Below are 24,436 nucleotides of genomic sequence, written 5' to 3'. Positions count from 1 at the left end.
CAAGGGCAACACAAAACCCGATATCCGATGGGGTCCTTGGGAGTTACGTTATTTTTTGATTTTGGTCCCACTTATCCAGTGGGTTCCGGGTCTGGCAGGCCGTAGAGCGCCAAGAACTTTGCCCCCTTCGCGATATTATGGGCGATGGCTGCCAGGCCGAACAGGGTCAGGTTTTTAGCCAGCCCCATCAGTCGCGTTCGAGCTAATCCATAGCGGGATTTATAGGTGGCAAAGGGGCGCTCGCCGCCGGAGCGGATCACGGCAATCTCTTTGTTGCGGACCAAATCCGCTTTGGACAAAGGGTGGCCCCAATAACCCTTGCGCTGCACTTGATCATCAATACCAAACTGCGCCAATTTTTCGCGTGTGGCTTGCGAAGAATAGGCGGCATCCGCGTAAAGCGCTGCCTCGTCGCCCAGCAATAGCGTGTCCCGTTCGGTACTGTCATGGGCATTGCCTGGTGTGACCGTTTGGCGGTGGATGAAGCCATCTTCGTCGACGCCAGTGTGGACCGAGTAGCCGTAGGTGGACTTTATATTACCGCGACTGTCCCTCCGTGCCAATAAGCGTGAGACAATTGACTGGCTAAAGTTTACACTTGAGGGCGTAGGAGAACGAACCCATGGTTATGCCTTCACAATCACCACTTTCGCCAGATGCTGGATCTGGAGCCGTTTTGGCCCCGACGTCGCCTCCCCGCGTTGTTAATGCGCCGTTGGCTCCCACAGCGGAACTGACGAGCATCCCGAAGCGACGCAACTTCACAGCCAAATACAAACTGCGCATTCTGGATGAGACGGACCAAGTGGCAGACACTGGCGGGGTTTCCGCCATTCTACGGCGGGAGGGGCTTTATTCCTCTGCACTGACCGATTGGCGCCGTGCGCGGGCGGCCGGCACATTGGGTGCATTGCAGCCAATGCGCCGTGGCCCACAAAAGGCACCTGCCAATCCATTGCAAGCTGAGCTGGCCAAGGCCAACCGTGAGGTGACAGCCTTGCGGCGCCGTCTGGATCAGGCGGAAGCCATCATTGCCATCCAAAAAAAAGTGGCGGGACTTCTGGACGAGATGGAGCAGACGCAAGAGCGCAGCGGCAAATCATGATGGCCGTCGCGATTGCATTGCCCACCGGCAGCGGCTTGACCTCGGCTGTCTGCGCCGCGCTATCATTATCGCGCGCGAGCGTTCTTCGACAGCGTGCGGCGCTGACGGCACCACCACGCACACGCCCACCGCGCGCAGCGTCTTCGCGGGCTCTGCCGGAAAGGGAAAGAGACCAGGTATTGCACCACCTGCGCGAACCCCGCTTTGCGGATCAGACGCCCACAGAGGTCTTTGCCACCTTGCTGGATGAAGGCACCTATCTGTGTTCAATCCGCACGATGTATCGGATATTGGCCGCGCAGGGCGAAGTTGGCGAACGCCGCCGACAGAGCACACATCCCGTCTATCAAAAGCCTGAACTTCTAGCTGAAGCCCCCAATCAGGTCTGGTCTTGGGACGTCACCAAGCTGAGGGGCCCGGTGAAATGGTCCTACTTCTATCTCTATGTCATCCTCGACATCTTCAGCCGCCGCGTTGTTGGCTGGCGCGTCGAGCACGCGGAGAGCGCCAGCCAGTTCAAAGAGCTGTTCATCGACGCGATGGAAAAACACGAGGTTCCACGCGATCAGCTGACATTGCATGCAGATCGCGGTGGGCCCATGAAGGCAAAGACGACAGCCCTGATGCTGGTTGATCTTGGTGTGCTCAAGTCCCACAGTCGGCCCCACACCTCAAACGACAACCCGTTCTCCGAAGCCCACTTCAAAACACTGAAATATCAGCCAGAGTTCCCCAAGAACTTTGAAACCATCGAGCAGGCTCGCGCATTCTGCCGCAGGTTCTTTGCATGGTATAACCAAGACCATCATCACGCCGGGATTGGTCTGATGACGCCCGACCAAATCCATTTTGGGCAGGCCCAAGAAATCTACACCGCGCGACAAGCAACACTAGACGCGGCATTCCTCGCCACGCCCGAACGCTTCGTACACAAACCACCAAAACCACCAAAACCGCCTCAAATCCCGACCGCCGTCTGGATCAACCCACCAAAACCAACCGAAGAAACCCAAGCCTAAAGTCCAAAAGCCACTGTCTCAAAGTCGTTGACACGTTCTGTCCACGTTGGCCTCTAGCTCTCTGATCGGCTGCGGAACCATTACACCCCAACCAGTTGTCGGCACATATGTATAGCCTGCGATCATGTCTGCATCCATGGGCGGCGAATAGAACTGCATCACTCCAGTCCTGCCGTCCAGCATCGCTTGAACGACGGACAGTCCCGAAGCATCTTTGCTGACCCGTTGCCATTCGGGGTTAGGGTGAGCCACAACTAGGCCTTGGTGATCGACCATCATTGAATGGCCAAGTTCGCCGAAGGCAATGGATTGCTGAAGCTCAATTACATAACGTGTACTCCACGGAGCTAGTGCGACTGTCCCGTCCGCTAGCAGCTGCGCGATAAAGAAATGTGGTGCCCCGTCATATTGGCGAAGTCCCGATACCACAATCTCGCCCGGTTTGGCTGCGGTCAGCAGACGCAGTTCGGCAATAATGTCTGGGTCCAGCGTTACGTCGGTGTGCTCATCACCACCAGTTACCTGTAAGATCAGTTGATTGTCCGCATCAAGCAGCATCACCTCACGGATATCGAACATAGGTAGAAGCTTGGGGTAGCTGGATGTGCTTTCCCGGCTGTGGGAAACCACGAAATCAAAGACCGCAATCGCATCCTGAGAATACCGTGAAAGCGCCAAAGAGAGGTTCTTGGCGATGATCAAGTGGCTCTCGTCTACCTGACTGATTTCGTTTGCTAAAGAGGTCCGACTTACCCAACTATAAAAAATGGCGGTTGGCACCGCCGCTACAAAAAGCATCATTCAAAAGATCATAGCACGAAGGTTCAAAAAACACATTTTTCAATCTTCTGAGCTTCTTCCTTAGAATTTTCGTAACTCCCAAGGACCCCATCGGATATCAGGTTTTGTGTTGCCCTTGCGACGTTAGAGCCGCGCGATGATCTGTTGTGGTGATAGGGTGAGTGTTTCGAGGATATTGCCCCCGTGTTTTCTGACCGTCGAGATGACGGATCTGATGTCAGCGAAGACCTGCGCGCCCTCGAGGGTGCGGAAAGTTCCCGAGATTTTCATGCGCAACTTCATCATGCGCAGGTCCCGTTCGGCCTGATTGTTGGTGAAGGGAACTGTGAAGTCCGTAAGGAACCTTAGGACGTCATCACGGTAGTCGCGCAAGCGGACCAGAAGGTTATGGCCTGGCCGCCTGGCTTTTCGGCCTCGCGCACCAGTGCGTCTAGCCAGTGGGTCTTGTCGCTCATGGAAGGCGAGGCCCTCGGTGAGGATCGCCATGTATTTGGTGAGGATGTCGTGGTGAACCGACGTGGGGAGTTCGGTCTCGCCTCGCCCCTGAGCCGCGCACTTGAGCTGATTGGCGCTGTTGAGCAGCACGCTCATCGCGCACGCCCACGGCTCCTTTTCGATTTCTTCGATGGCCTTGAGTTCCCGTAAATGATGCGCCCCGCACAGGGCGTGCGCGTCCACCCCACTCATATGGGCGTAATAGGACTTCCAGTGGTCATGAACAATTGTCCCGCCGGTCAGGAAGGATGGAACAGCACCGCGCTTGGCGCTGATGCGATAATGCGTGAAGGCGAGATCGCTGATTGAGTGCAGCCAGTGCAGCTTACCATCAACACGAAGTCCGGTCTCATCCAGATGCCGAACGCCGCCTTCATTGAGCCGGGCCAGAATGTGTTCGACGACGCCACCCAAGGTACGCGCTGTGCCGTTCACCCAGTTGGTCACGCTGGCCGCGCATAGGCTGGTGGCACCAAACAAATCACGCAGGAGTTGGCAGACCCGATCCTCGGGGATCAGCTGCTGAACATTGCAGTAGACCGCCGCCGCCCGAATGCGCTTACCGTATTGCACGTGTGCATTCACGCCATCGGGAAAGGTGGCTGTCGTCGTGGCTCGGCAATGGCCACAACAATAAATCGCTGCCTGATGCTCTGTGACCTCCAGACGCGGCACCGGTATGTCATAAACCTGACGCCTCTCCACCGCCTTGATCATCCCAGCCGTCAAGCCATGCTGACAGGTGCCACAGGCCTCAGCCTCATGTCGCTCCACAAAGTCAGGCGTTGCTGTCTGACGTAGGGTGTCGCCTCGGTGGCTAACTTAACCACCACTTTTCTTACCGGACTTACCACGCAGGCTACGCGGTACCGGCTTCTTCAACCCATCACTCGAAGGCGGCTTGCTGCTATTACTGCTGTTCTTGGTCAACTGACGCCGCAGATCCGCATTCTCTTGCGCCATGCTCGCCAACGCGGCTTCCAACTCGGCGATCCTGCGCAGAGCCGTGGCGAGGAGTTGTTCAAGAGCAGTAACTTGGTCCATTCCACCAATGATTCAGAGAAATCGTCACAGCGCCACGAAATTCAGACCACAACAGAAAATTCATGCGCCTAATAACCAAGGAGACTCACATCAAAACTGACAAAAACCCGTTATCGGCTGGGGTGCTTGGGAGTTACTAAAGTTTTAGATTTTTTCCTCACAATATTGGAGGCAAAGTCAGAATACGTCATTTTGCGTTCCAGTCGCTCAAGTCAGTATTAACTGCCCCACCGAGAGTTGGGCTCTTCACTGACGACACATAAAAGCACCTTTAGCGGTGCTACCCGAATGTTATACGGCCATAAATTGGCTGCATTGCGGACCCCTACGAAAGATAGCTTCGACGCCCGCTAAGCATCACTTTGGATAGTCCATTATTATCAAAAGATACTGCAAGGCGCCGAATTGAACCCGATCACGATTGACGCCAATCCATCACATTGTGTGTGTTAACAGACACCTTTCCGCTGCGAGTAACGCACCATCAACCGCCTTTGGCTTGCTGCTTTAACCACTGCGGCGGGATTACCGGTGTTGGTCCAGTTCGAAGGTCGAACTGAATATGCCTACCGTCAATTTAGGTATTGAAGGATCACCTTCAATGCCGCGTCCGTCGCACCGGCTCCGTCGTTCAGCACTGTGGTCGCGGCTACGGCCATGTCCTTGTGCGCGGCGTCGTGTAGGTTCACTGCATCGCCGAGTGTCATTGCATCGTTCACCGTTTTCGCGCCGCCCACTTGATCCAGATCGTCGTAGATACTGGCAAAATTAGCCACGTTTGAACCATGCAGAATTGCAGATCCCAATTGCGCCGCCTCGTATGGATTGTGCCCCCCGACTGGCGCCAACGATCCGCCGACAAACGAAACCGACGCCAGCCGGTACCAAAGCCCAAGTTCGCCCATCGTGTCGGCGATATAGACCCGCGTATCCGGCGCAATCTTATCGCCAGAACTGCGCCGCGCTGTCATGAAACCCGCAGACAAACAAAGGTCCGCAATCGCACCAGCCCGATCGGGATGTCTAGGCACAAGGATCAATAGGCCTGCATGCGATTGATGTGCGGCGAGCACAATGTTTTCCTCGCCCGAATGGGTCGATGCCGCGCACCACACAGGTCTGTCGCCAATCGTCGCACGCAGACGGGTCAGTTCTTTTTCGTCACAGTCCAGCGGTGCGCGATCTTTCTTGAGGGACCCCGTCAACACGACCTTCGAACCTGACACACCAATTGCGGACAGCGCGTCAAACGTGGCCGCTTCCTGAACATTAATCATATCGAAGTTCGACAAGACAGCGCGCGCCGAACCCGAAAACCGCGCCCAGCGACGGGCGGTTCGACGCGACACGCGGGCATTCAGGTACAGCCTCGGAATGGCGCGCGCGCCGGCCTCTCGCAGCATCCTTGGCCACAATTCGCTCTCAATCCAGATCGCGACGTCGGGCTGCCAGTGTTGCAAAAACGCACGGCTGGCCTTGACTGTATCATAGGGCACCATTTGATGAACGACCCTTGGCGGTAGCGTATCGGCAAGCAGCGCGGCAGACGTGCGGGTGGTCGATGTGATCAGCACTGTGACGTCTTTGCGCGCCTCAAGAAGGACTGAGACCAGCGGCAGGATCGATTGCGTTTCACCAACACTCGCCGCGTGAAACCACACCAGCGGCCCGTCTGGTCTGGGCCGATCTGCGCGCCCCCAACGCTCAGCCATGCGCGCGGGGTCTTCTTTGCCAACTTTCAACGCTTTGCGCTGGATGCGCGAAAACACCGGTGCTGTCACATGGCTTAGTGCCAAATACATGGAATGAAGTAAGGAAATCAGGTTACCTCGCCAGCGTTTACTCGGTGATACGTAAGCAGACGGTTAATTTCAGTCAACCGCACCATGCTGGCAGTCGCGTGCTGGCGGCGTCACAATCGCCAGCTTTACTTGGTTTTCGCTTTTGGTGACCCCGTGGCTTTGGTGCGATCTTTCCAACGCCGATGCGTCCAAAGCCATTGTTCTGGATGCGCACGCACCTGCGCCTCAAGACTGTCATTCAGCGCTTGGGTCATTGTCACAGCGTCGCTTGCAGGAACCTGCGCTTCAACCTCAATGACATAGCTCAGGCCGTCAGGTTGACGGATCCCATAGACCGGAAACAACAAAGCCTCGTATTTTAGCGCCATCTGCCCTGCCGAAATCGCCGTGAAGGCCGGTTGATCAAAGAATGTCAGTCGCTCACCGCGGTTCATATGTTGATCAATCAACAAAGCCATCAACCCGCCGCCCTGTAGATGCCGGATCATCCCCGCAAACCCCTGACGACCCCGCGAAAACAGCTTGCCGCCAACGGCCGAAATGGCGGCGATGTAGCGCGCATGTATCAGTTTATTATTGAGCGGGCGAAACAAACCGGCAACATCGCCGCCGTGTTGGATCGCCGCAGACCGGAACACATCGTAGTTTCCGAAATGCCCCGACACACAAATCACGGCCTTTCCGTCAGCCATCGCGGCCTTCAAAGCCTCTGCTCCCGCGCCGGTAAACGGCGTATTCGCAACGATGCTTTGCATGTCTTTTGGTGAAAAGAGCTCCATGAACAAGCGGCCCAAATTATCGGGCACAGTGCGCAAAAGTTCACGTCGTTTGGCCGCGGGCAGGTCCGGCATCGCATGGTCGAGGTTACCCCCAATCCTGCGCCGCCACCCTAATATAGGTGCCAAAATCCACGTCGCGAACCACCCCGCCAACGGCACCCGCCACCGATGTGGCAAAACCCCCAACGCCGCCAATAAGGCCGTTACAAAAACGTATTGAATGCGGTCTTTCAGGGGTCCTACCTCGATCACTCGCCTTCACAATGCGAAGACTTATTCTACCTAACGATCGATGTGTACGCGCAGCCACGCGCGGCGAAAAGGCATTATTGTCTTCGCCAGCCCTGTTCATTATGTCGTTACAGAGAATTAGCGGATCACGGGGCACCATGTTGGGCAGATTGAGCAGTCGGTTAAAAGATCGCTTTGACGCGACCAAAGCATCCTTTTGCACGGACCTGTCCACACCCGAGAACCGACGCCGCGCGGTGATTTATGAACGCTGGTTTGATCACGGGATCTTGCGACGGTACTGGACCAATATGTTTGAAATTGCGCCAGGTGTCTGGCGCTCAAACCATCCGACTGCCGCAAGGCTTACGGCACTTGCTCAACAGGGCACTCACACCATCATAACCTTGCGTGGCAACCGCACCACACCTTGGGCGTTGTTGGAACACGAAGCCTGCACGCGGCTCGGACTTCGCCTCGAAACGTTGGCGTTAAGATCGCAACACGCGCCAAATCGCCACGACTTACAGACCCTGATTGATCTGTTTCGCAGAGTTGAAAAACCAGTTTTGTTCCACTGTAAATCCGGGGCCGACCGCACCGGCCTTGCCAGCGTTATTTACCTTTTGGTGATCGAAAAACAGCCACTCGCCCAAGCCCGCAAAATGTTGTCGTGGCGCTATGTCCATCTGAGTTGGACCAAAGCCGGAGTTTTGGACTTGCTGCTGGATGATTTCGCGGCGTCGTCCTATTCAGATTTCGAAGACTGGCTGGAACACGATTATGACGCCGCCAAATTACAGGCAAAGTTCGAAGCATATGGTCGATAGCATGCCGCCCTTTCCTTTTACTGACCATTTCCCCCAAGAGCCCACTTGGCGGCTTCGGGGCATAAGGCGGGTGCTTGGAATTGCCGCCCTCGTGTTTAGCAAACAGACCACCTGTGATTGCAACCCGAGAGCGCGCATTAGCTTTGTGTTTCCGGAATGGTATATTTCTGCAGTTGGGAAAACATAGGTTTTGGAACTTCTCAGACATTTAAAGGCACTCCGGCATCGCAGTTGCGACACGATAATTCTGAAGTTGCATTGCAGTAAGGTGCGTACGGGGGGCCGGGACGCGCCAAAGTCCGCCCGCTCGGCATGGTTCAGGGGGACCTATGATCAATTTGAGTTTGATCTGGTTAAGCATGACGTGATTGAGGGTCTCACCCCCCAAGTATTTACGCCAGCAAAGCAGCAACACAGGACCTATCGGTGTGCTCGATGATGTGGCCAAGCTACCCGATCAATCTGGCGGACAATACCGCGCGGCCGGACAATTCAACGGCGCAGTTTATGGCACAGGCTATCCCGTTTGAGCGTATCAATGCCGTCAACGGGTGGGCGCTAACCCCTAGCCAAATCGCACAAAACTATGATGTCGCAGCCAATAAGACCCATGCCAAAGCACCCTTGGTCGCGTCCGAGATTGGCTGCTACCTTAGCCACATCGCCGCTTGGACACGCATTGCCAACGGCGACGCTGCGGGCGGATTCGTCTTTGAGGATGACTTTCTGGCGGATGATACGTCGGGGGCTACGCTTGCCGACCTGAACGTCGCGCAAAGCGATTGGGATATGGTCAAGCTGTTCTCCTTTGATCAATCGCCTAAGGCGGTCTTTGAGACGACACACGGAACCAAACGTCTCGTCGTTCCGTACCGCGTGCCCACGTGCTTGATCGGCTATGGGATGACCAAGCAGGCGGCGCAAAAGCTGCTATACTCCTGCGCCTGAATTGACCTGACGATTTTGGGCCTGCGATTCACTTCGTCGCATGGCCAAAGGCGGTTCAGTCTGTATTTTGAGTTTATGAGCAAGCAATACAAAACAGTCTCCTTATCCGACGAGCAGCGCATAGCACTTGAAGCGCTTTGCCGCCGCCGCAAAGTTGACGCCCTTGTTTGGAAACGGGCGCGCGCGTTTCTTCTTTTGGACGCAGGAGAAGACGCCGGAACGGTTTGCCGGATTTTGGATATTGGCCCGACAGTTTTGACGGAGTGGCGATTTGCCTTTGCCGGTGCGGGACTATCGTTTTTCGGTCTGAAGGACTACAGCCAGCGTCAGGGTCATTTGTCCGTCGTGCAAGAGCAGGCGGTGAGAGCCCATTTCACCGCGCAGCCTGCCCGCAATGCCGATGAGGTCTGTGCCTATGTTCTAGCCGAGTGCGACCAAAACTACAGCACGTCGGGAGCCGCCAAGCTGATGCGCCGCCTGGGGTTCGCGTATAAGAAACCACAATTGCTGCCTGCACAGGCCGATGAAGCCAAGCAGGCTGCGTTTATTGCCAAATATGAGGCCCTGATGAACGGGTTGGCCGCAGATGAGATGGTTGTCTTTTCGGACGCTGTCCACCCCTAACACCAGAGCCGCCCCGCCCATGGTTGGTTCCCCAAGGGACAAAAGACGGCCCTGAAGGCGACATCAGGGCGCAAGCGGCTCAACATTCAGGGCGCGCTTGACCTTGAGACTTTCCAGTTCACCTTTGTGGAAGGCGAGAAGATCAATGCCCAGACAACCCGACAGATGCTGGAAAAGTTGGAACGCAACAACCAAACCAAGACGGCCATCCACGTCTTTGTCGACAATGCCCGCTATCATCATGCCAAGATACTACAGCCATGGCTGGACAGCCCAGAACGTCGGGTGAAGTTGCATTTCTTGCCAGCATATGCCCCGCACCTCAACCCGATCGAGCGTCTTTGGGGTGTTATGCACAAATGGGTCACCCACAATCGGCACTATGCAACGTTCAACCAATTCACAGAGGCCATTTTCAACTTCTTCCGCAAGACCCTGCCAGAAAAATGGCCAGAGTTCCGCGACACCGTCACCGACAACTTCCGCGTCATATCGCTCAAGGAATACAAAGTGATTTGAGGGGAAAACCTCAGGTCAATTCAGGCGCGGGAGTATAACAACTATCGCTATTTTTCGCTGTCAAGTTTCCTGCTGGAATGGCGCGTCAAACGGCTGATCAAGACATGGCAGCCGGATGCGGTGATGGCATGGATGCCGCGTGCCTCCCGCCTAATCCCGAATATGGACGGCCCCGTGAAATTAACGCGGCTCGGCGATTATCCCGTACATTTGCGCCACTTTAAGAACCTTGATGTTCTGGTCGGCAATCAGCCTGGCATCGCCACACACAGCCAAGACCTCGGCTGGGACAAGCCAATTTGCACCATTTCCAACTTTGCGCGCCAAGTGACGCCTGTGCCCGTGTCGCGCGGTGCGTTGGACACGCCCGAAGATGCATTTGTGATCTCAAGCGCGGGGCGGTTTGTGAACCGCAAGGGGATGGATTTTCTGATCCGTGCGGCGGCACGGGTGCCAAACGCCTATCTTTGGCTGATTGGTGAGGGCAAAGAGCGCGATGCGCTGGAAGCCCTTGCGCAAAGTGAAGGCATCGCAGAACGCACCCGATTTATCGGCTGGGTCGATGAACCAATCCACTATATCGCGGCCTCCGACGTCTTTGGCATAACATCGCGCCACGAACCTTTGGGCAATGTGGTGCTCGAAGCTTGGCAGGCCAAAGTGCCGGTCGTCGCCACCCGTTCAGAGGGGCCGTCATGGTACATAGTCGATGGCCGTAACGGCGTGCTGACCGATATTGATGACCTAGACCCGTTCGTGGCAGGCCTGCAGAAAATCAAAGACGATCCTGCTTTTGGCGCAAAAATGGTCGAAGGTGGCTCTGCGCCCCGGAACGTGTCAACGACTTTGAGACAGTGGCTTTTGGACTTTAGGCTTGGGTTTCTTCGGTTGGTTTTGGTGGGTTGATCCAGACGGCGGTCGGGATTTGAGGCGGTTTTGGTGGTTTGTGTACGAAGCGTTCGGGCGTGGCGAGGAATGCCGCGTCTAGTGTTGCTTGTCGCGCGGTGTAGATTTCTTGGGCCTGCCCAAAATGGATTTGGTCGGGCGTCATCAGACCAATCCCGGCGTGATGATGGTCTTGGTTATACCATGCAAAGAGCCTGCGGCAGAATGCGCGAGCCTGCTCGATGGTTTCAAAGTTCTTGGGGAACTCTGGCTGATATTTCAGTGTTTTGAAGTGGGCTTCGGAGAACGGGTTGTCGTTTGAGGTGTGGGGCCGACTGTGGGACTTGAGCACACCAAGATCAACCAGCATCAGGGCTGTCGTCTTTGCCTTCATGGGCCCACCGCGATCTGCATGCAATGTCAGCTGATCGCGTGGAACCTCGTGTTTTTCCATCGCGTCGATGAACAGCTCTTTGAACTGGCTGGCGCTCTCCGCGTGCTCGACGCGCCAGCCAACAACGCGGCGGCTGAAGATGTCGAGGATGACATAGAGATAGAAGTAGGACCATTTCACCGGGCCCCTCAGCTTGGTGATGTCCCAAGACCAGACCTGATTGGGGGCTTCAGCTAGAAGTTCAGGCTTTTGATAGACGGGATGTGTGCGCTGTCGGCGGCGTTCGCCAACTTCGCCCTGCGCGGCCAATATCCGATACATCGTGCGGATTGAACACAGATAGGTGCCTTCATCCAGCAAGGTGGCAAAGACCTCTGTGGGCGTCTGATCCGCAAAGCGGGGTTCGCGCAGGTGGTGCAATACCTGGTCTCTTTCCCTTTCCGGCAGAGCCCGCGAAGACGCTGCGCGCGGTGGGCGTGTGCGTGGTGGTGCCGTCAGCGCCGCACGCTGTCGAAGAACGCTCGCGCGCGATAATGATAGCGCGGCGCAGACAGCCGAGGTCAAGCCGCTGCCGGTGGGCAATGCAATCGCGACGGCCATCATGATTTGCCGCTGCGCTCTTGCGTCTGCTCCATCTCGTCCAGAAGTCCCGCCACTTTTTTTTGGATGGCAATGATGGCTTCCGCCTGATCCAGACGGCGCCGCAAGGCTGTCACCTCACGGTTGGCCTTGGCCAGCTCAGCTTGCAATGGATTGGCAGGTGCCTTTTGTGGGCCACGGCGCATTGGCTGCAATGCACCCAATGTGCCGGCCGCCCGCGCACGGCGCCAATCGGTCAGTGCAGAGGAATAAAGCCCCTCCCGCCGTAGAATGGCGGAAACCCCGCCAGTGTCTGCCACTTGGTCCGTCTCATCCAGAATGCGCAGTTTGTATTTGGCTGTGAAGTTGCGTCGCTTCGGGATGCTCGTCAGTTCCGCTGTGGGAGCCAACGGCGCATTAACAACGCGGGGAGGCGACGTCGGGGCCAAAACGGCTCCAGATCCAGCATCTGGCGAAAGTGGTGATTGTGAAGGCATAACCATGGGTTCGTTCTCCTACGCCCTCAAGTGTAAACTTTAGCCAGTCAATTGCCTCACGCTTATTGGCACGGAGGGGCGGGCAGTGCTATGGTCCCGGAATCATTGCGCATTATCAACCGCCCTGAAGAGATCGAAGCACGACTGGTACCAGGCCATTGGGAGGGCGACCTCATCAAGGGCGCATTCAATCGCTCGTCAGTGGGGACCTTGGTCGAGCGCAAGACACGCTTTGTCATTCTTTGCAAAATGGACGGCAATGGGGCCGAGGCCGCGCTCGACAGCTTCACCCGCCAGATGAGACGACTACCCGCTGCTTTGCGCAAGAGCATGACCTATGACCGTGGCTCCGAAATGGCCTGCCATCCGGAATTGGCGCGGCGATTGAAAATAGATATCTGGTTCTGCGATCCGCACGCCCCCTGGCAGCGCGGCAGCAACGAGAACACCAACGGACTGCTGCGTCAGTTCATGCCCAAAGGAACTGACCTGAACGGTGCAAGCCAAACATGGCTGAACGACGTTGCAAACCTGATGAACAACCGTCCGAGAAAAACCCTCGGATGGAGAACACCCGCTGAAGCCATGGCCGACGAAATCGCGGCCTTCAAATCAACCGTTGCACTTGATGTTTGAATCCAAGCTCTGTTTTCCAAGCGTGGCATTGTGGATCAATATCTGGACCTGTTTGAAAACGGACCGAAAAATTGAAAATTCGCGTGATCAATGTCGCCACGGCCACGACGCGAATGGCGTTTCAAGATGCGCAACTCTCGCGGTTTGGGCTGATCTATGAACGGGTAGACGCGATCACGCCGGACACGCTGTCACCGCCGAGCGACGATCTAAGCTGGGCGATGTGGGAACGGCCCATGCGCCAAATCGAAAAGGCGTTGTATGCGTCACACCGATCCGTTTGGGCACTGATTGCCGCAGAAGATGACCCTTGTTTAGTTTTTGAAGACGACGCTTTGCTGTCGGCGCAAACGCCACAATTTCTGACCACCATTAAGACTGGAACTGGCATCGACCATATCAATCTTGAGGTCCGCAATCGCGCCAAATACGTCGGCAAATCACCACACCCCTCCCTGCCCCCATTCAGGTGTCATCTGCGCCGCTTAGCCAGCCCAAACCGGATATGTCTGCGTTTTCCGAAAAACAACAAGCCCGCTTTCGACAGCGTCGTATTCTCAGCCAAGTCCGCATGGCGGTGCGATCCCTGCGCTACGTCGGCGTCGCCCAACGCCGCATGATTTTAATTGCACTGGATTTTCGCCCATGACCGACCCGATTGTCATTGCCCCGAACCTTAAGAAACGCCTGTCAGGTGTCACGGCCACGATTGCGCGGTTGGTGCCGCTGCAAGCCTGCAAAATTGCAATCAAGGCCACAGGACCAGGATTGCCCGCAAACACGCCGCACATCTCCTTGACCCGCGTGGCCTTGCTGGCCCGCGAACCGCTGCGCGTCTGGCACGCGCGGCGCAATGTTAAGATGTTGTTGGGGCTTGGGTTTAAGGTCGTGCTGCGCAAGAACTGGAAACTGCTGTTCACCTCAGCCTCACAGCGCGAACATTCCGGTTATACCAAATGGCTGATTTCACACATGGATGCCGTTGTCGCAACGTCTGCCAAAGGGGCCGCCTATTTAGCCAAGCCCGCCACCGTGGTGCATCATGGCATTGATCCCGCACAGTTCTACCCCGCTGATAAAAGCGACCTGCGTGCGCACCTTGGCTTGCCTGACGGACGGCTCATCGGCTGCTTTGGCCGTATCCGCGCCCAAAAAGGCACTGACGTATTTGTGGATGCAGTTTTGGCAAATCTGGCCAGTCACCCTGATATCACAGGCATAATCCTTGGCCGCGCCACGAAAGACCACACCGCGTTTGAGCAAGGTTTGAAAGATAAAATCTCCGCAGCGGGTCTGACTGATCGCATCCGTTTTTGCGGCGAGGTGACCGTGGACGCGATCCCTGAATGGTATTAAGCGCTGGATCTGTTTATTGCGCCGCAACGCTGGAAAGGCTTTGGCCTGACCCCCTTGGAGGCCATGGCCTGCGGCGTGCCAGTGATTGCCACGCGCGTCGGTGCGTTCGAAGAATTGATCGTTAATGGCGAAACTGGCCGTTTGATCCCGCGTGATGATATCGCAGCGATGAGCAACGCTTTAGACAGCGCATTGTCCGATCCGGCAATCCTCCCCCGCTGGTCGACCGCGGCGCGCGCCCATGTGGTTGCAAACTTTACGTTGGAGAAAGAAGCGGACACGCTGATTGGAATTTATGAAACGCTGCTCGGTAATGTCGCCAAAGCCTGAACCTAGGTCAGCGTCCCGACCAGCAGGTTTGTGGGTATCTCAACCGGTGGGGGTGAGCGCGCGTCCGGAAACCGGCAACGCCGCATCGGCTTGCTTTTGCAAAATGATCTCCAAATTCTCGGCCGTGACAGCCTTTGAATACAACCAGCCTTGGGCATAGTCGCACCCGAACGATTCAAGTATAGATAGCTGCTTTTCGGTCTCCCCCCCCTCCGCGATCACCTTCAGTCCAAGTTTATGCGCCATGACAATAATCCCCTCACACAGGGCCTGATCGTCAGTATCGGCCCCCATGTTTCGCACAAAAGACTGATCGATCTTGAGGTAGTCGATGTCGAATGTCTTCAAGTAGGCCAGCGATGAATACCCTGTGCCGAAATCATCCAACGCCACCTGAATGCCCGCTTTTCGCAATAACAGAAGATTTTCTTTAACGCTCATCTCAGCTTTGACCAAAACACCTTCGGTGATTTCAACGATAAGACTTCGTCCGGACAAATCCTCTCGACGCAAATGCCTGATCCACAACGGTTCGTGACTTTTCCCGTTCTGACGAAACTGTACGGGCGACACATTCACACTCACCTGAAATTTCGGGTCAAACAGCTCCCTCCAGCGCGCGACCTCGCGCGTCGCCTCTTGGAATATCCAGTCGCCCAATTCATGAATAAGCCCTGATTCTTCAGCCAGTGGTATGAATCGTTTGGGCTCGACCACACCAAATTCAGGGTGCTGCCAGCGCATCAGCGCCTCGGCCTTGAAAATCTTGCCCGTCGCAATTTCAACGATGGGCTGATACTGAACTTTGATCTGTTTTTTCAGCAGTGCGCCGCGCAAATCACTGAGCATACGCCTGCGCGTTTCGTTGGATTTGCGCAAAGCCTTTGTGTAGTGGCAAACGCGGTTGCCTCCTGATTTTTTGGCAAGATACATCGCCTCATCGGCGTTCACCCTGAGCGTATCAGAATCAACCGCATCGTTCGGAGACAGGGTAATACCCATACTGGCTGACACAAAGGACGTATTATCTCCCAGTCGAAACGGCATTGCCAGCGCCTCAATAATTTTCTGGGCTACATGTCCAGATTTTTCGATCTGCTCTAGGTCGGACAGGATAATGGCAAATTCGTCGCCGCCCAAGCGGGAAACGGTATCAGATTCACGCACACATTTGGTGATTCGACGCCCGATTTCAACCAGTAATAAGTCCCCTTGCGCATGTCCCAGCGCGTCGTTCACTTCTTTAAAACGATCAATATCCAACATCAAAAGCGCAAACGGTAAACCGGTGCGGCGCGACTTCTTAATTGTCTCTTCCAGCCTATCTCTGGCCATTCGCCGGTTCGGCAGTCCGGTCAGGATGTCGTAATGGGCTTGCTTCCAGATGAGATCATTGGCCCTCTTTTGTTCGGTGACATCCTGACCCACACCGATGACACCAACAGCTTCACCAGAGGCATTGCGCCGTGTCGTTGAATTGAGCAAAACATCGATCTGCTCTCCTGACTTACTGAACAACGGAAATTCAAAATTTGCAGTTTCCTTACCATTAAGCGCGTCAGAGAGGACCTTACCTACTGAATCTCTATATTTTCTTGAGATGAAGTTCGAAACAAGGTTTCGCCCCATTACCTCGCGCTTATCATACCTGGTAATACTTTCTGCATTTTGGTTCCACACATTTACCTTTCCATCAGCATCTATACTCCCGCGCCTGAATTGACCTGAGGTTTTCCCCTCAAATCACTTTGTATTCCTTGAGCGATATGACGCGGAAGTTGTCGGTGACGGTGTCGCGGAACTCTGGCCATTTTTCTGGCAGGGTCTTGCGGAAGAAGTCGAAAATGGCCTCTGTGAATTGGTTGAACGTTGCATAGTGCCGATTGTGGGTGACCCATTTGTGCATAACACCCCAAAGACGCTCGATCGGGTTGAGGTGCGGGGCATATGCTGGCAAGAAATGCAACTTCACCCGACGTTCTGGGCTGTCCAGCCATGGCTGTAGTATCTTGGCATGATGATAGCGGGCATTGTCGACAAAGACGTGGATGGCCGTCTTGGTTTGGTTGTTGCGTTCCAACTTTTCCAGCATCTGTCGGGTTGTCTGGGCATTGATCTTCTCGCCTTCCACAAAGGTGACCTGGAAAGTCTCAAGGTCAAGCGCGCCCTGAATGTTGAGCCGCTTGCGCCCTGATGTCGCCTTCAGGGCCGTCTTTTGCCCCTTGGGAAACCAACCATGGGCGGGGCGGCTCTGGTGTTCGGGGTGGACAGCGTCCGAAAAGACAACCATCTCATCTGCGGCCAACCCGTTCATCAGGGCCTCATATTTGGCAATAAACGCAGCCTGCTTGGCTTCATCGGCCTGTGCAGGCAGCAATTGTGGTTTCTTATACGCGAACCCCAGGCGGCGCATCAGCTTGGCGGCTCCCGACGTGCTGTAGTTTTGGTCGCACTCGGCTAGAACATAGGCACAGACCTCATCGGCATTGCGGGCAGGCTGCGCGGTGAAATGGGCTCTCACCGCCTGCTCTTGCACGACGGACAAATGACCCTGACGCTGGCTGTAGTCCTTCAGACCGAAAAACGATAGTCCCGCACCGGCAAAGGCAAATCGCCACTCCGTCAAAACTGTCGGGCCAATATCCAAAATCCGGCAAACCGTTCCGGCGTCTTCTCCTGCGTCCAAAAGAAGAAACGCGCGCGCCCGTTTCCAAACAAGGGCGTCAACTTTGCGGCGGCGGCAAAGCGCTTCAAGTGCTATGCGCTGCTCGTCGGATAAGGAGACTGTTTTGTATTGCTTGCTCATAAACTCAAAATACAGACTGAACCGCCTTTGGCCATGCGACGAAGTGAATCGCAGGCCCAAAATCGTCAGGTCAATTCAGGCGCAGGAGTATAGTAAAAAACCATCAGGCACCTCCTTCCCTTGGGGACTCTTCAACCGGCGCGGCGTCGCCATCGGTCGTGTTCGCCCAACCGCCACCAATGCCAAAGTCAAACCCGCCGTTGTTAAAGTCATAGCCGCCGTTCAGCTCGATATAGCTGTTGTCCATCATGTAAGCCGCACCGAGGGAACCGCGCCAGCTTTGGCTGCCAAACATATAATCAAGGTAACTCCCAAGGACCCCATCGGATATCGGGTTTTGTGTTGCCCTTGCGACGTTAGAGCCGAGCGATGATCTGTTGTGGTGATAGGGTGAGTGTTTCGAGGATATTGCCCCCGTGTTTTCTGACCGTCGAGATGACGGATCTGATGTCAGCGAAGACCTGCGCGCCCTCGAGGGTGCGGAAAGTTCCCGAGATTTTCATGCGCAACTTCATCATGCGCAGGTCCCGTTCGGCCTGATTGTTGGTGAAGGGAACTGTGAAGTCCGTAAGGAACCTTAGGACGTCATCACGGTAGTCGCGCAAGCGGACCAGAAGGTTATGGCCTGGCCGCCTGGCTTTTCGGCCTCGCGCACCAGTGCGTCTAGCCAGTGGGTCTTGTCGCTCATGGAAGGCGAGGCCCTCGGTGAGGATCGCCATGTATTTGGTGAGGATGTCGTGGTGAACCGACGTGGGGAGTTCGGTCTCGCCTCGCCCCTGAGCCGCGCACTTGAGCTGATTGGCGCTGTTGAGCAGCACGCTCATCGCGCACGCCCACGGCTCCTTTTCGATTTCTTCGATGGCCTTGAGTTCCCGTAAATGATGCGCCCCGCACAGGGCGTGCGCGTCCACCCCACTCATATGGGCGTAATAGGACTTCCAGTGGTCATGAACAATTGTCCCGCCGGTCAGGAAGGATGGAACAGCACCGCGCTTGGCGCTGATGCGATAATGCGTGAAGGCGAGATCGCTGATTGAGTGCAGCCAGTGCAGCTTACCATCAACACGAAGTCCGGTCTCATCCAGATGCCGAACGCCGCCTTCATTGAGCCGGGCCAGAATGTGTTCGACGACGCCACCCAAGGTACGCGCTGTGCCGTTCACCCAGTTGGTCACGCTGGCCGCGCATAGGCTGGTGGCACCAAACAAATCACGCAGGAGTTGGCAGACCCGATCCTCGGGGATCAGCTGCTGAACATTGCAGTAGACCGCCGCCGCCCGAATGCGCTTACCGTATTGCACGTGTGCATTCACGCCATCGGGAAAGGTGGCTGTCGTCGTGGCTCGGCAATGGCCACAACAATAAATCGCTGCCTGATGCTCTGTGACCTCCAGACGCGGCACCGGTATGTCATAAACCTGACGCCTCTCCACCGCCTTGATCATCCCAGCCGTCAAGCCATGCTGACAGGTGCCACAGGCCTCAGCCTCATGTCGCTCCACAAAGTCAGGCGTTGCTGTCTGACGTAGGGTGTCGCCTCGGTGGCCAACTTGGCCACCACTTTTCTTACCGGACTTACCACGCAGGCTACGCGGTACCGGCTTCTTCAACCCATCACTCGAAGGCGGCTTGCTGCTATTACTGCTGTTCTTGGCCAACTGACGCCGCAGATCCGCATTCTCTTGCGCCATGCTCGCCAACGCGGCTTCCAACTCGGCGATCCTGCGCAGAGCCGTGGCGAGGAGTTGTTCAAGAGCAGTAACTTGGTCCATTCCACCAATGATTCAGAGAAATCGTCACAGCGCCACGAAATTCAGACCACAACAGAAAATTCATGCGCCTAATAACCAAGGAGACCTTGGATTCAAACATCAAAACTGACAAAAACCCGTTATCGGCTGGGGTGCTTGGGAGTTACTAATCAAGACCAACCGACGCGGCGCCCTTGTACTGCTCGTCATCTGAAAAAGCGCGGACGCCAACGCCAGTGTTCACGCTGCCATTTCCGAATGTGAAGTTAAGACCAAAGCCCAGTGCTGGATCGGCAAGGACAGGGGTGGAAAGTTTGAGCGCCAGTACTGACGCTGCGATGAATGATTTTGACATGATATACTCGATTGATTTCATTTTCTGAATTTTAATTCAGTGGGGTGGTTGGATGTGTTTCGCAATAGTGTTCCAGCCGAACTATTCGCACCCTGATGCTTTCCGCTTCGCACGGTTGCGAGTGCGCATAGCGGTCACACGTTGTAACACAGAAAAACAGTAAAGTGGGCTCAAACCCGACCTTCGCCAAATTCACCCAACCCTTTTACGAAACAAAATCGACGTCGGCCTGACATATCCCGCGTGCGTGGTCCGTCCGATCTCGCGAAACCCAAGCGCCTTGAACACGGCATGGACCTCAACCAACTCCACCCGGCTTTGCAGTTCAAGCCACCCAAACCCCTGCGCCTGTGACCGCTCTTCGGCGAGTGCCATCAATGCTCGACCGAAACCCGTACGGCGGTTCCGCACGGCGAGTTTGCCAACGCAAAGCACCTTGTCTTTCGGCGTCAGGATCACCGTACCCGCGATGAGCCCAAATTCAGTCGTTTGAGCTTTTGTGGTTGCCACCCAAACCTCGGCCTCTGATGCAGTCTGCGACAACCGCTCCACCGTCAGATCACCCAGCGACGACGGCGGATCAATCCGGCCTTGCATGCCCACAAACGCGGCGCACATGACGCCCAGCTCCTCGCCCAGCGCGGGGTCATGTTCTGTTAACTTTCAAAACTCAATACCCACGGCAATCCTCGGCCCATTAACCAAATCTATACCAAATAGTTTTGTACAAACCGATAACTCGCCCGAAATATTTTGTACAAAACCGCTAATTTCGCCCGTGCGCGCCTCTTTGAACGCGGATCACCACGCCACTGCGACGCCGGCATAATCAAAGAACCCACCGGATTGACTGGCATCTAATCCCAATAAGACGTCACATAAATTTGCCGCCGCTTGCGGCGCAGGTACCATTTTGTGGCCCTTATAATTTGCAGTAAAATTTGTCTCTACAGTGCCGGGGTGCAACGCGACAATCACCGCGCCGCTATGCTTGCGGCCTAGCTCGATCGCCGCCCCGCGTACAATCTGGTTTGCCGCTGCCTTGGATGCACGATACGAATGCCAGCCGCCAATTTTGTTGTCGCCAATCGATCCAACCCGCGCCGACAAAACCCCAACAAAACAAGGCCCATCGCGCGGAATCAGCCGTTCCAGTTGCGCCAATATCAAGGCGGGCCCAATGGCATTCACCGCATAAATTTCACCCATTCGCTGCGCATCAATTGCCGCCAAAGACTTCTCCGGCGCACCGCCCGCCGCCAAGGTTCCAATGGCCACAAACACCACCTCGAACGGCCCCGTCAGCGCACCCAAAACCCGCGCCACCGATTCTGGATTGGTCACATCCAACCCATCAGAACGCGACACGCCTTTAACTGCATAGCCTCGCGCATCCAGTTCCTGCACTAGCGCAGACCCAATTCCGCCCGAAGCGCCAATAACCAATGCATTTTTCATAATCATTTACCTAACCCGAACAACACATTAGTCCAATTGCCTTTGTCGCATAAATATCCTGGGGGAGCGCTCAGCGCGGGGGCAGCGCCCCACTCAAACACTCTGCAAGTCACGCATCACAAGTTTTAACAACTCTACCCTTTTCAAATTGCTCCGTGTGGGTATAGTCAGCCACATGTTGTATATTGCTCATATTCAGGCCCTCCTAGGCCTCCTCCTTAGTCGCCTCTGAGCGTGCCTTTCGGCGCGACCGCTCAGAGGGTAGGACGCGCCAAGAAAGTCTAAGGAAAACAAGGAATTAATAAAATGACCGATCATGTGTTGATCTTCGATACGACCCTGCGCGACGGCGAACAATCCCCGGGCGCGACCATGACTCACGACGAAAAAGTCGAGATCGCAGAGATGCTCGATGAAATGGGTGTCGACATCATCGAGGCCGGGTTCCCAATCGCATCCGAGGGGGATTTCAACGCGGTAAGCGAGATCGCAAAGCGCAGCAAAACCGCGCAAATCTGTGGCTTGTCTCGTGCCAGCTTCAAAGACATCGACCGCTGCTGGGAGGCTGTGAAACACAGCCAACGCCCGCGTATCCACACGTTCATCGGCACCTCGCCGCTGCACCGCGCCATTCCCAATCTCGACATGGACGAGATGGCAGAGCGTATCCACGACTGCGTCACCCATGCCCGCAACCTGTGCGATAACGTGCAATGGTCCAGCATGGACGCGACGCGTACGGAATGGGATTTTCTGAAACGCACAGTCGACATTGCGATCAAGGCAGGCGCGACGACGATCAACATTCCCGATACGGTTGGATATACGGAACCCGTTGAATCCGCGGGTCTTATCAGGCGACTGATCGCCGAAGTGGACAGCGCCGATACCGTGATCTTTTCAACCCATTGCCACAATGATCTGGGTATGGCGACGGCGAATTCTCTGGCTGCTGTACAGGGTGGTGCGCGCCAAATTGAATGTACAATCAATGGCTTGGGCGAACGCGCGGGCAACACTGCCCTCGAAGAAGTTGTGATGGCGCTGAAGGTCCGTAAGGATATCATGCCGTTCGAGACCAAGGTCAACACCCGCAAAATCATGAATATTTCGCGCCGCGTCGCCACAGTGTCCGGCTTCCCGGTGCAGTTCAACAAGGCCATCGTCGGCAAAAACGCCTTTGCGCATGAATCCGGCATCCACCAAGACGGCATGCTGAAAAACCGTGAAACGTTCGAGGTCATGCGCCCCGAGGACGTTGGTCTGGCTGGCACGACCCTGCCGCTGGGCAAACATTCGGGCCGCGCAGCTTTGCGGGCAAAACTGTCAGTGTTGGGCTTTGAGATGGGCGACAACGAACTCAAAGATGTGTTCGTGCGTTTCAAGGATTTGGCCGACCGCAAAAAGGAAGTTTTTGATGACGACCTGATTGCACTGGTGCGCCAGAATAACTCCGAAGACGACCGTTTGAAGCTGAAAGACCTGACCGTCATTTGCGGCATGAACGGCCCGCAAAAAGCTGATATGGTTCTGGAAATTGACGGCAAAGACCACGCTACATCTGCCACGGGCGATGGTCCGGTAGATGCCACGTTCAACGCAGTCAAATCATTGTTTGCACACGACGCACGCCTGCAATTGTATCAGGTCCACGCCGTGACCGAAGGCACTGACGCGCAAGCGACCGTGTCGGTCAGGATGGAAGAAGACGGGCGCATCGCCACGGGTCAGTCCGCGGATACCGATACGGTCGTGGCATCCGCCAAGGCCTACATCAATGCGCTGAACCGCCTTTTGGTCCGGCGCGAAAAAACTGCGCCGGGGGTGGATACGCCCGAAATCCGCTACACAGACGCGGGCGAGTAGTTTTAGATAAGACGGCTGCAGCGGCGCTCGCCGTCGCTGCGCCACGCACGTGAAATCTGCGGGCTTGCCGGTCAAGACTTGGGGCCATTGCGACATGATGTGCAAGACCAACACGCTAGTGACAATATTTTCGACCAAATCATGGCGGAATAGCGCTTAAACGATCCGCAAATCCCCCTTTCCCCCAATGCCCACGCACCCTATATATCATGGACGTTAGCACCCCTGGTATTTCCCGTGGGGAGTCGCGGGCGCAATATCTATGGGAACGGCACCGATATGTTTGGCTTAGGCAATCTTTTTTCGTCCGATATGGCGATCGACCTCGGGACCGCGAACACACTGGTCTACGTCAAAGGCAAGGGCATTGTTTTGTCCGAACCCTCAGTCGTTGCCTACCACATGAAAGATGGCGTTCGAAAAGTGTTGGCCGTCGGCGAAGATGCAAAGCTAATGTTGGGCAGAACACCCGGATCGATTCAAGCGATCCGCCCGATGCGCGAAGGCGTGATTGCAGACTTCGATACCGCCGAAGAGATGATCAAGCATTTTATCCGCAAGGTTCACAAACGCTCAACTTTTTCTAAGCCGAAGATTATTGTCTGCGTGCCCCACGGCGCGACACCCGTTGAAAAACGCGCCATTCGCCAGTCGGTCTTGTCCGCTGGCGCACGCCGCGCTGGTTTGATCGCTGAACCAATTGCAGCCGCTATTGGCGCGGGGATGCCAATCACCGATCCGACCGGTAACATGGTTGTGGACATTGGCGGTGGCACCACTGAAGTCGCGGTGCTGTCGCTAGGTGACATCGTTTACGCACGATCCGTGCGCGTCGGTGGGGACCGGATGGACGAAGCGATCATTTCCTATCTGCGCCGCCAGCATAATCTGTTGATCGGCGAAGCTACTGCTGAACGCATCAAAACATCCATTGGCACGGCGCGGATGCCCGACGATGGCCGTGGTCAGTCGATGATGATCCGTGGGCGCGATTTGCTGAATGGTGTGCCGAAAGAAACTGAAATTAGCCAAGCACAAGTCGCTGAGGCGCTCGCAGAACCCGTGCAGCAAATTTGCGAAGCGGTTATGACAGCGCTTGAGGCGACGCCACCAGATTTGGCCGCCGATATCGTGGATCGCGGCGTCATGCTGACGGGTGGCGGTGCGTTGCTTGGCGAACTTGATCTTGCGCTGCGTGAACAAACTGGGCTGGCCGTTTCTGTCGCCGATGAAAGCCTGAATTGCGTGGCCATGGGCACCGGTAAGGCGTTGGAATACGAACACCAATTGCGCCACGTTATCGACTACGATAGCTAAAGCACTTTA

General features: G+C 55.6%; 20 protein-coding genes and 4 pseudogenes. 10 read left to right on the top strand and 14 right to left on the bottom strand.

Annotation, left to right across the window (positions count from 1 at the left end; all coding sequences use genetic code 11):
• Positions 1–71: 71 nt before the first annotated feature.
• Positions 72–563 carry a transposase gene (locus tag OA238_RS04790; RefSeq protein ID WP_245581442.1) on the bottom strand — a complete coding sequence of 164 codons (492 nt, stop codon included), beginning with the start codon at positions 561–563 and terminating at the stop codon, positions 72–74.
• 59 nt (positions 564–622) lie between these two features.
• Between OA238_RS04790 and OA238_RS04780 the strand changes: the two genes are divergently transcribed.
• Positions 623–2,124 (top strand): IS3 family transposase gene (locus OA238_RS04780; RefSeq protein ID WP_085982730.1). Its coding sequence is split into 2 segments (ribosomal slippage): positions 623–1,073 and positions 1,073–2,124, totalling 1,503 coding nucleotides; the frame shifts between segments, so codons are not numbered across the junction.
• 18 nt (positions 2,125–2,142) lie between these two features.
• Here the strand turns inward: OA238_RS04780 and OA238_RS04775 are convergent.
• The 5 genes and pseudogenes from OA238_RS04775 to OA238_RS04755 all read right to left on the bottom strand — a co-directional run bounded on the left by OA238_RS04775 (position 2,143) and on the right by OA238_RS04755 (position 7,297).
• Entirely contained in the window at positions 2,143–2,826 is a 684-nt protein-coding gene (locus tag OA238_RS04775) for a PDC sensor domain-containing protein (RefSeq protein ID WP_187293147.1), read from the bottom strand.
• Positions 2,827–3,048: 222 nt separating this feature from the next.
• Positions 3,049–4,224: pseudogene (gene tnpC, locus OA238_RS04770) on the bottom strand (IS66 family transposase); the annotation flags it as partial.
• Positions 4,225–4,242: 18 nt separating this feature from the next.
• A complete protein-coding gene (locus OA238_RS33515; RefSeq protein WP_051076388.1) occupies positions 4,243–4,464 on the bottom strand; it encodes a DUF6444 domain-containing protein in 222 nt (73 codons plus the stop codon).
• 572 nt (positions 4,465–5,036) lie between these two features.
• Entirely contained in the window at positions 5,037–6,266 is a 1,230-nt protein-coding gene (locus tag OA238_RS04760) for a 3-deoxy-D-manno-octulosonic acid transferase (protein WP_015494305.1), read from the bottom strand.
• Positions 6,267–6,391: 125 nt separating this feature from the next.
• The gene (locus tag OA238_RS04755; protein WP_044036308.1) at positions 6,392–7,297 is read right to left on the bottom strand and encodes a lysophospholipid acyltransferase family protein; all 906 of its coding nucleotides are present in this window, start codon (positions 7,295–7,297) and stop codon (positions 6,392–6,394) included.
• A 137-nt stretch (positions 7,298–7,434) separates the two neighbouring features.
• On the opposite strand from OA238_RS04755, the gene OA238_RS04750 reads away from it, so the two are divergent.
• The 4 genes and pseudogenes from OA238_RS04750 (at position 7,435) to OA238_RS04730 (ending at position 11,103) form a co-directional block, all read left to right on the top strand.
• Positions 7,435–8,106, top strand: coding sequence for a fused DSP-PTPase phosphatase/NAD kinase-like protein (locus tag OA238_RS04750; RefSeq protein WP_015494303.1), 672 nt, complete (start codon positions 7,435–7,437; stop codon positions 8,104–8,106).
• Positions 8,107–8,541: 435 nt separating this feature from the next.
• A complete protein-coding gene (locus OA238_RS04745; protein ID WP_015494302.1) occupies positions 8,542–9,054 on the top strand; it encodes a glycosyltransferase family 25 protein in 513 nt (170 codons plus the stop codon).
• A 75-nt stretch (positions 9,055–9,129) separates the two neighbouring features.
• A pseudogene (locus tag OA238_RS29715) lies at positions 9,130–10,197 on the top strand (IS630 family transposase).
• A 123-nt stretch (positions 10,198–10,320) separates the two neighbouring features.
• Complete coding sequence (locus OA238_RS04730) at positions 10,321–11,103, top strand: glycosyltransferase (protein WP_051076386.1); 783 nt, start codon at positions 10,321–10,323, stop codon at positions 11,101–11,103.
• Here OA238_RS04730 and OA238_RS04725 read toward each other — a convergent pair.
• A protein-coding gene (locus OA238_RS04725) for an IS3 family transposase (protein ID WP_085982729.1) occupies positions 11,066–12,558 on the bottom strand; the annotation gives its coding sequence in 2 pieces (ribosomal slippage) (positions 11,066–12,108 and positions 12,108–12,558; 1,494 coding nt in all). The two genes, OA238_RS04730 and OA238_RS04725, sit on opposite strands and share 38 nt — an antisense overlap.
• A 114-nt stretch (positions 12,559–12,672) precedes the next feature.
• On the opposite strand from OA238_RS04725, the pseudogene OA238_RS04715 reads away from it, so the two are divergent.
• The 3 genes and pseudogenes from OA238_RS04715 to OA238_RS04705 all read left to right on the top strand — a co-directional run.
• Positions 12,673–13,188, top strand: a pseudogene (locus tag OA238_RS04715) (IS30 family transposase); the annotation flags it as partial.
• A gap of 83 nt (positions 13,189–13,271) precedes the next feature.
• Positions 13,272–13,808, top strand: a complete 537-nt coding sequence (locus OA238_RS28630) for a glycosyltransferase family 25 protein (protein ID WP_144055834.1) — start codon at positions 13,272–13,274, stop codon at positions 13,806–13,808.
• A gap of 25 nt (positions 13,809–13,833) precedes the next feature.
• Positions 13,834–14,874 (top strand): annotated as a pseudogene (locus OA238_RS04705) (glycosyltransferase family 4 protein).
• A gap of 39 nt (positions 14,875–14,913) precedes the next feature.
• Here OA238_RS04705 and OA238_RS04700 read toward each other — a convergent pair.
• From OA238_RS04700 to OA238_RS04670, 7 genes are all read right to left on the bottom strand, one after another.
• A complete protein-coding gene (locus OA238_RS04700) occupies positions 14,914–16,578 on the bottom strand; it encodes an EAL domain-containing protein (RefSeq protein ID WP_275450507.1) in 1,665 nt (554 codons plus the stop codon).
• A 34-nt stretch (positions 16,579–16,612) separates the two neighbouring features.
• Positions 16,613–17,680: an IS630 family transposase gene (locus OA238_RS04695; RefSeq protein ID WP_015494038.1), complete on the bottom strand. Its 1,068-nt coding sequence runs from the start codon at positions 17,678–17,680 to the stop codon at positions 16,613–16,615.
• Positions 17,681–17,783: 103 nt separating this feature from the next.
• Positions 17,784–17,930: a hypothetical protein gene (locus OA238_RS32505; protein WP_187293146.1), complete on the bottom strand. Its 147-nt coding sequence runs from the start codon at positions 17,928–17,930 to the stop codon at positions 17,784–17,786.
• A 106-nt stretch (positions 17,931–18,036) separates the two neighbouring features.
• Positions 18,037–19,452: an IS66 family transposase gene (tnpC, locus tag OA238_RS04685; RefSeq protein ID WP_015494296.1), complete on the bottom strand. Its 1,416-nt coding sequence runs from the start codon at positions 19,450–19,452 to the stop codon at positions 18,037–18,039.
• A gap of 145 nt (positions 19,453–19,597) precedes the next feature.
• Complete coding sequence (locus tag OA238_RS04680; protein WP_144055833.1) at positions 19,598–19,786, bottom strand: hypothetical protein; 189 nt, start codon at positions 19,784–19,786, stop codon at positions 19,598–19,600.
• A gap of 192 nt (positions 19,787–19,978) precedes the next feature.
• Entirely contained in the window at positions 19,979–20,404 is a 426-nt protein-coding gene (locus OA238_RS04675) for a GNAT family protein (protein ID WP_015494295.1), read from the bottom strand.
• 183 nt (positions 20,405–20,587) lie between these two features.
• Positions 20,588–21,244 carry an SDR family NAD(P)-dependent oxidoreductase gene (locus tag OA238_RS04670; RefSeq protein ID WP_044037920.1) on the bottom strand — a complete coding sequence of 219 codons (657 nt, stop codon included), beginning with the start codon at positions 21,242–21,244 and terminating at the stop codon, positions 20,588–20,590.
• Positions 21,245–21,550: 306 nt separating this feature from the next.
• On the opposite strand from OA238_RS04670, the gene OA238_RS04665 reads away from it, so the two are divergent.
• Entirely contained in the window at positions 21,551–23,110 is a 1,560-nt protein-coding gene (locus tag OA238_RS04665) for a 2-isopropylmalate synthase (protein ID WP_015494293.1), read from the top strand.
• Between the two features lie 279 nt (positions 23,111–23,389).
• The gene (locus tag OA238_RS04660; RefSeq protein ID WP_015494292.1) at positions 23,390–24,427 is read left to right on the top strand and encodes a rod shape-determining protein; all 1,038 of its coding nucleotides are present in this window, start codon (positions 23,390–23,392) and stop codon (positions 24,425–24,427) included.
• Positions 24,428–24,436 lie beyond the last annotated feature (9 nt).

This window comes from Octadecabacter arcticus 238 (assembly GCF_000155735.2).
Taxonomy (GTDB): Bacteria; Pseudomonadota; Alphaproteobacteria; order Rhodobacterales; family Rhodobacteraceae; genus Octadecabacter; species Octadecabacter arcticus.
This window is presented reverse-complemented; position numbering and strand designations above follow the sequence as displayed.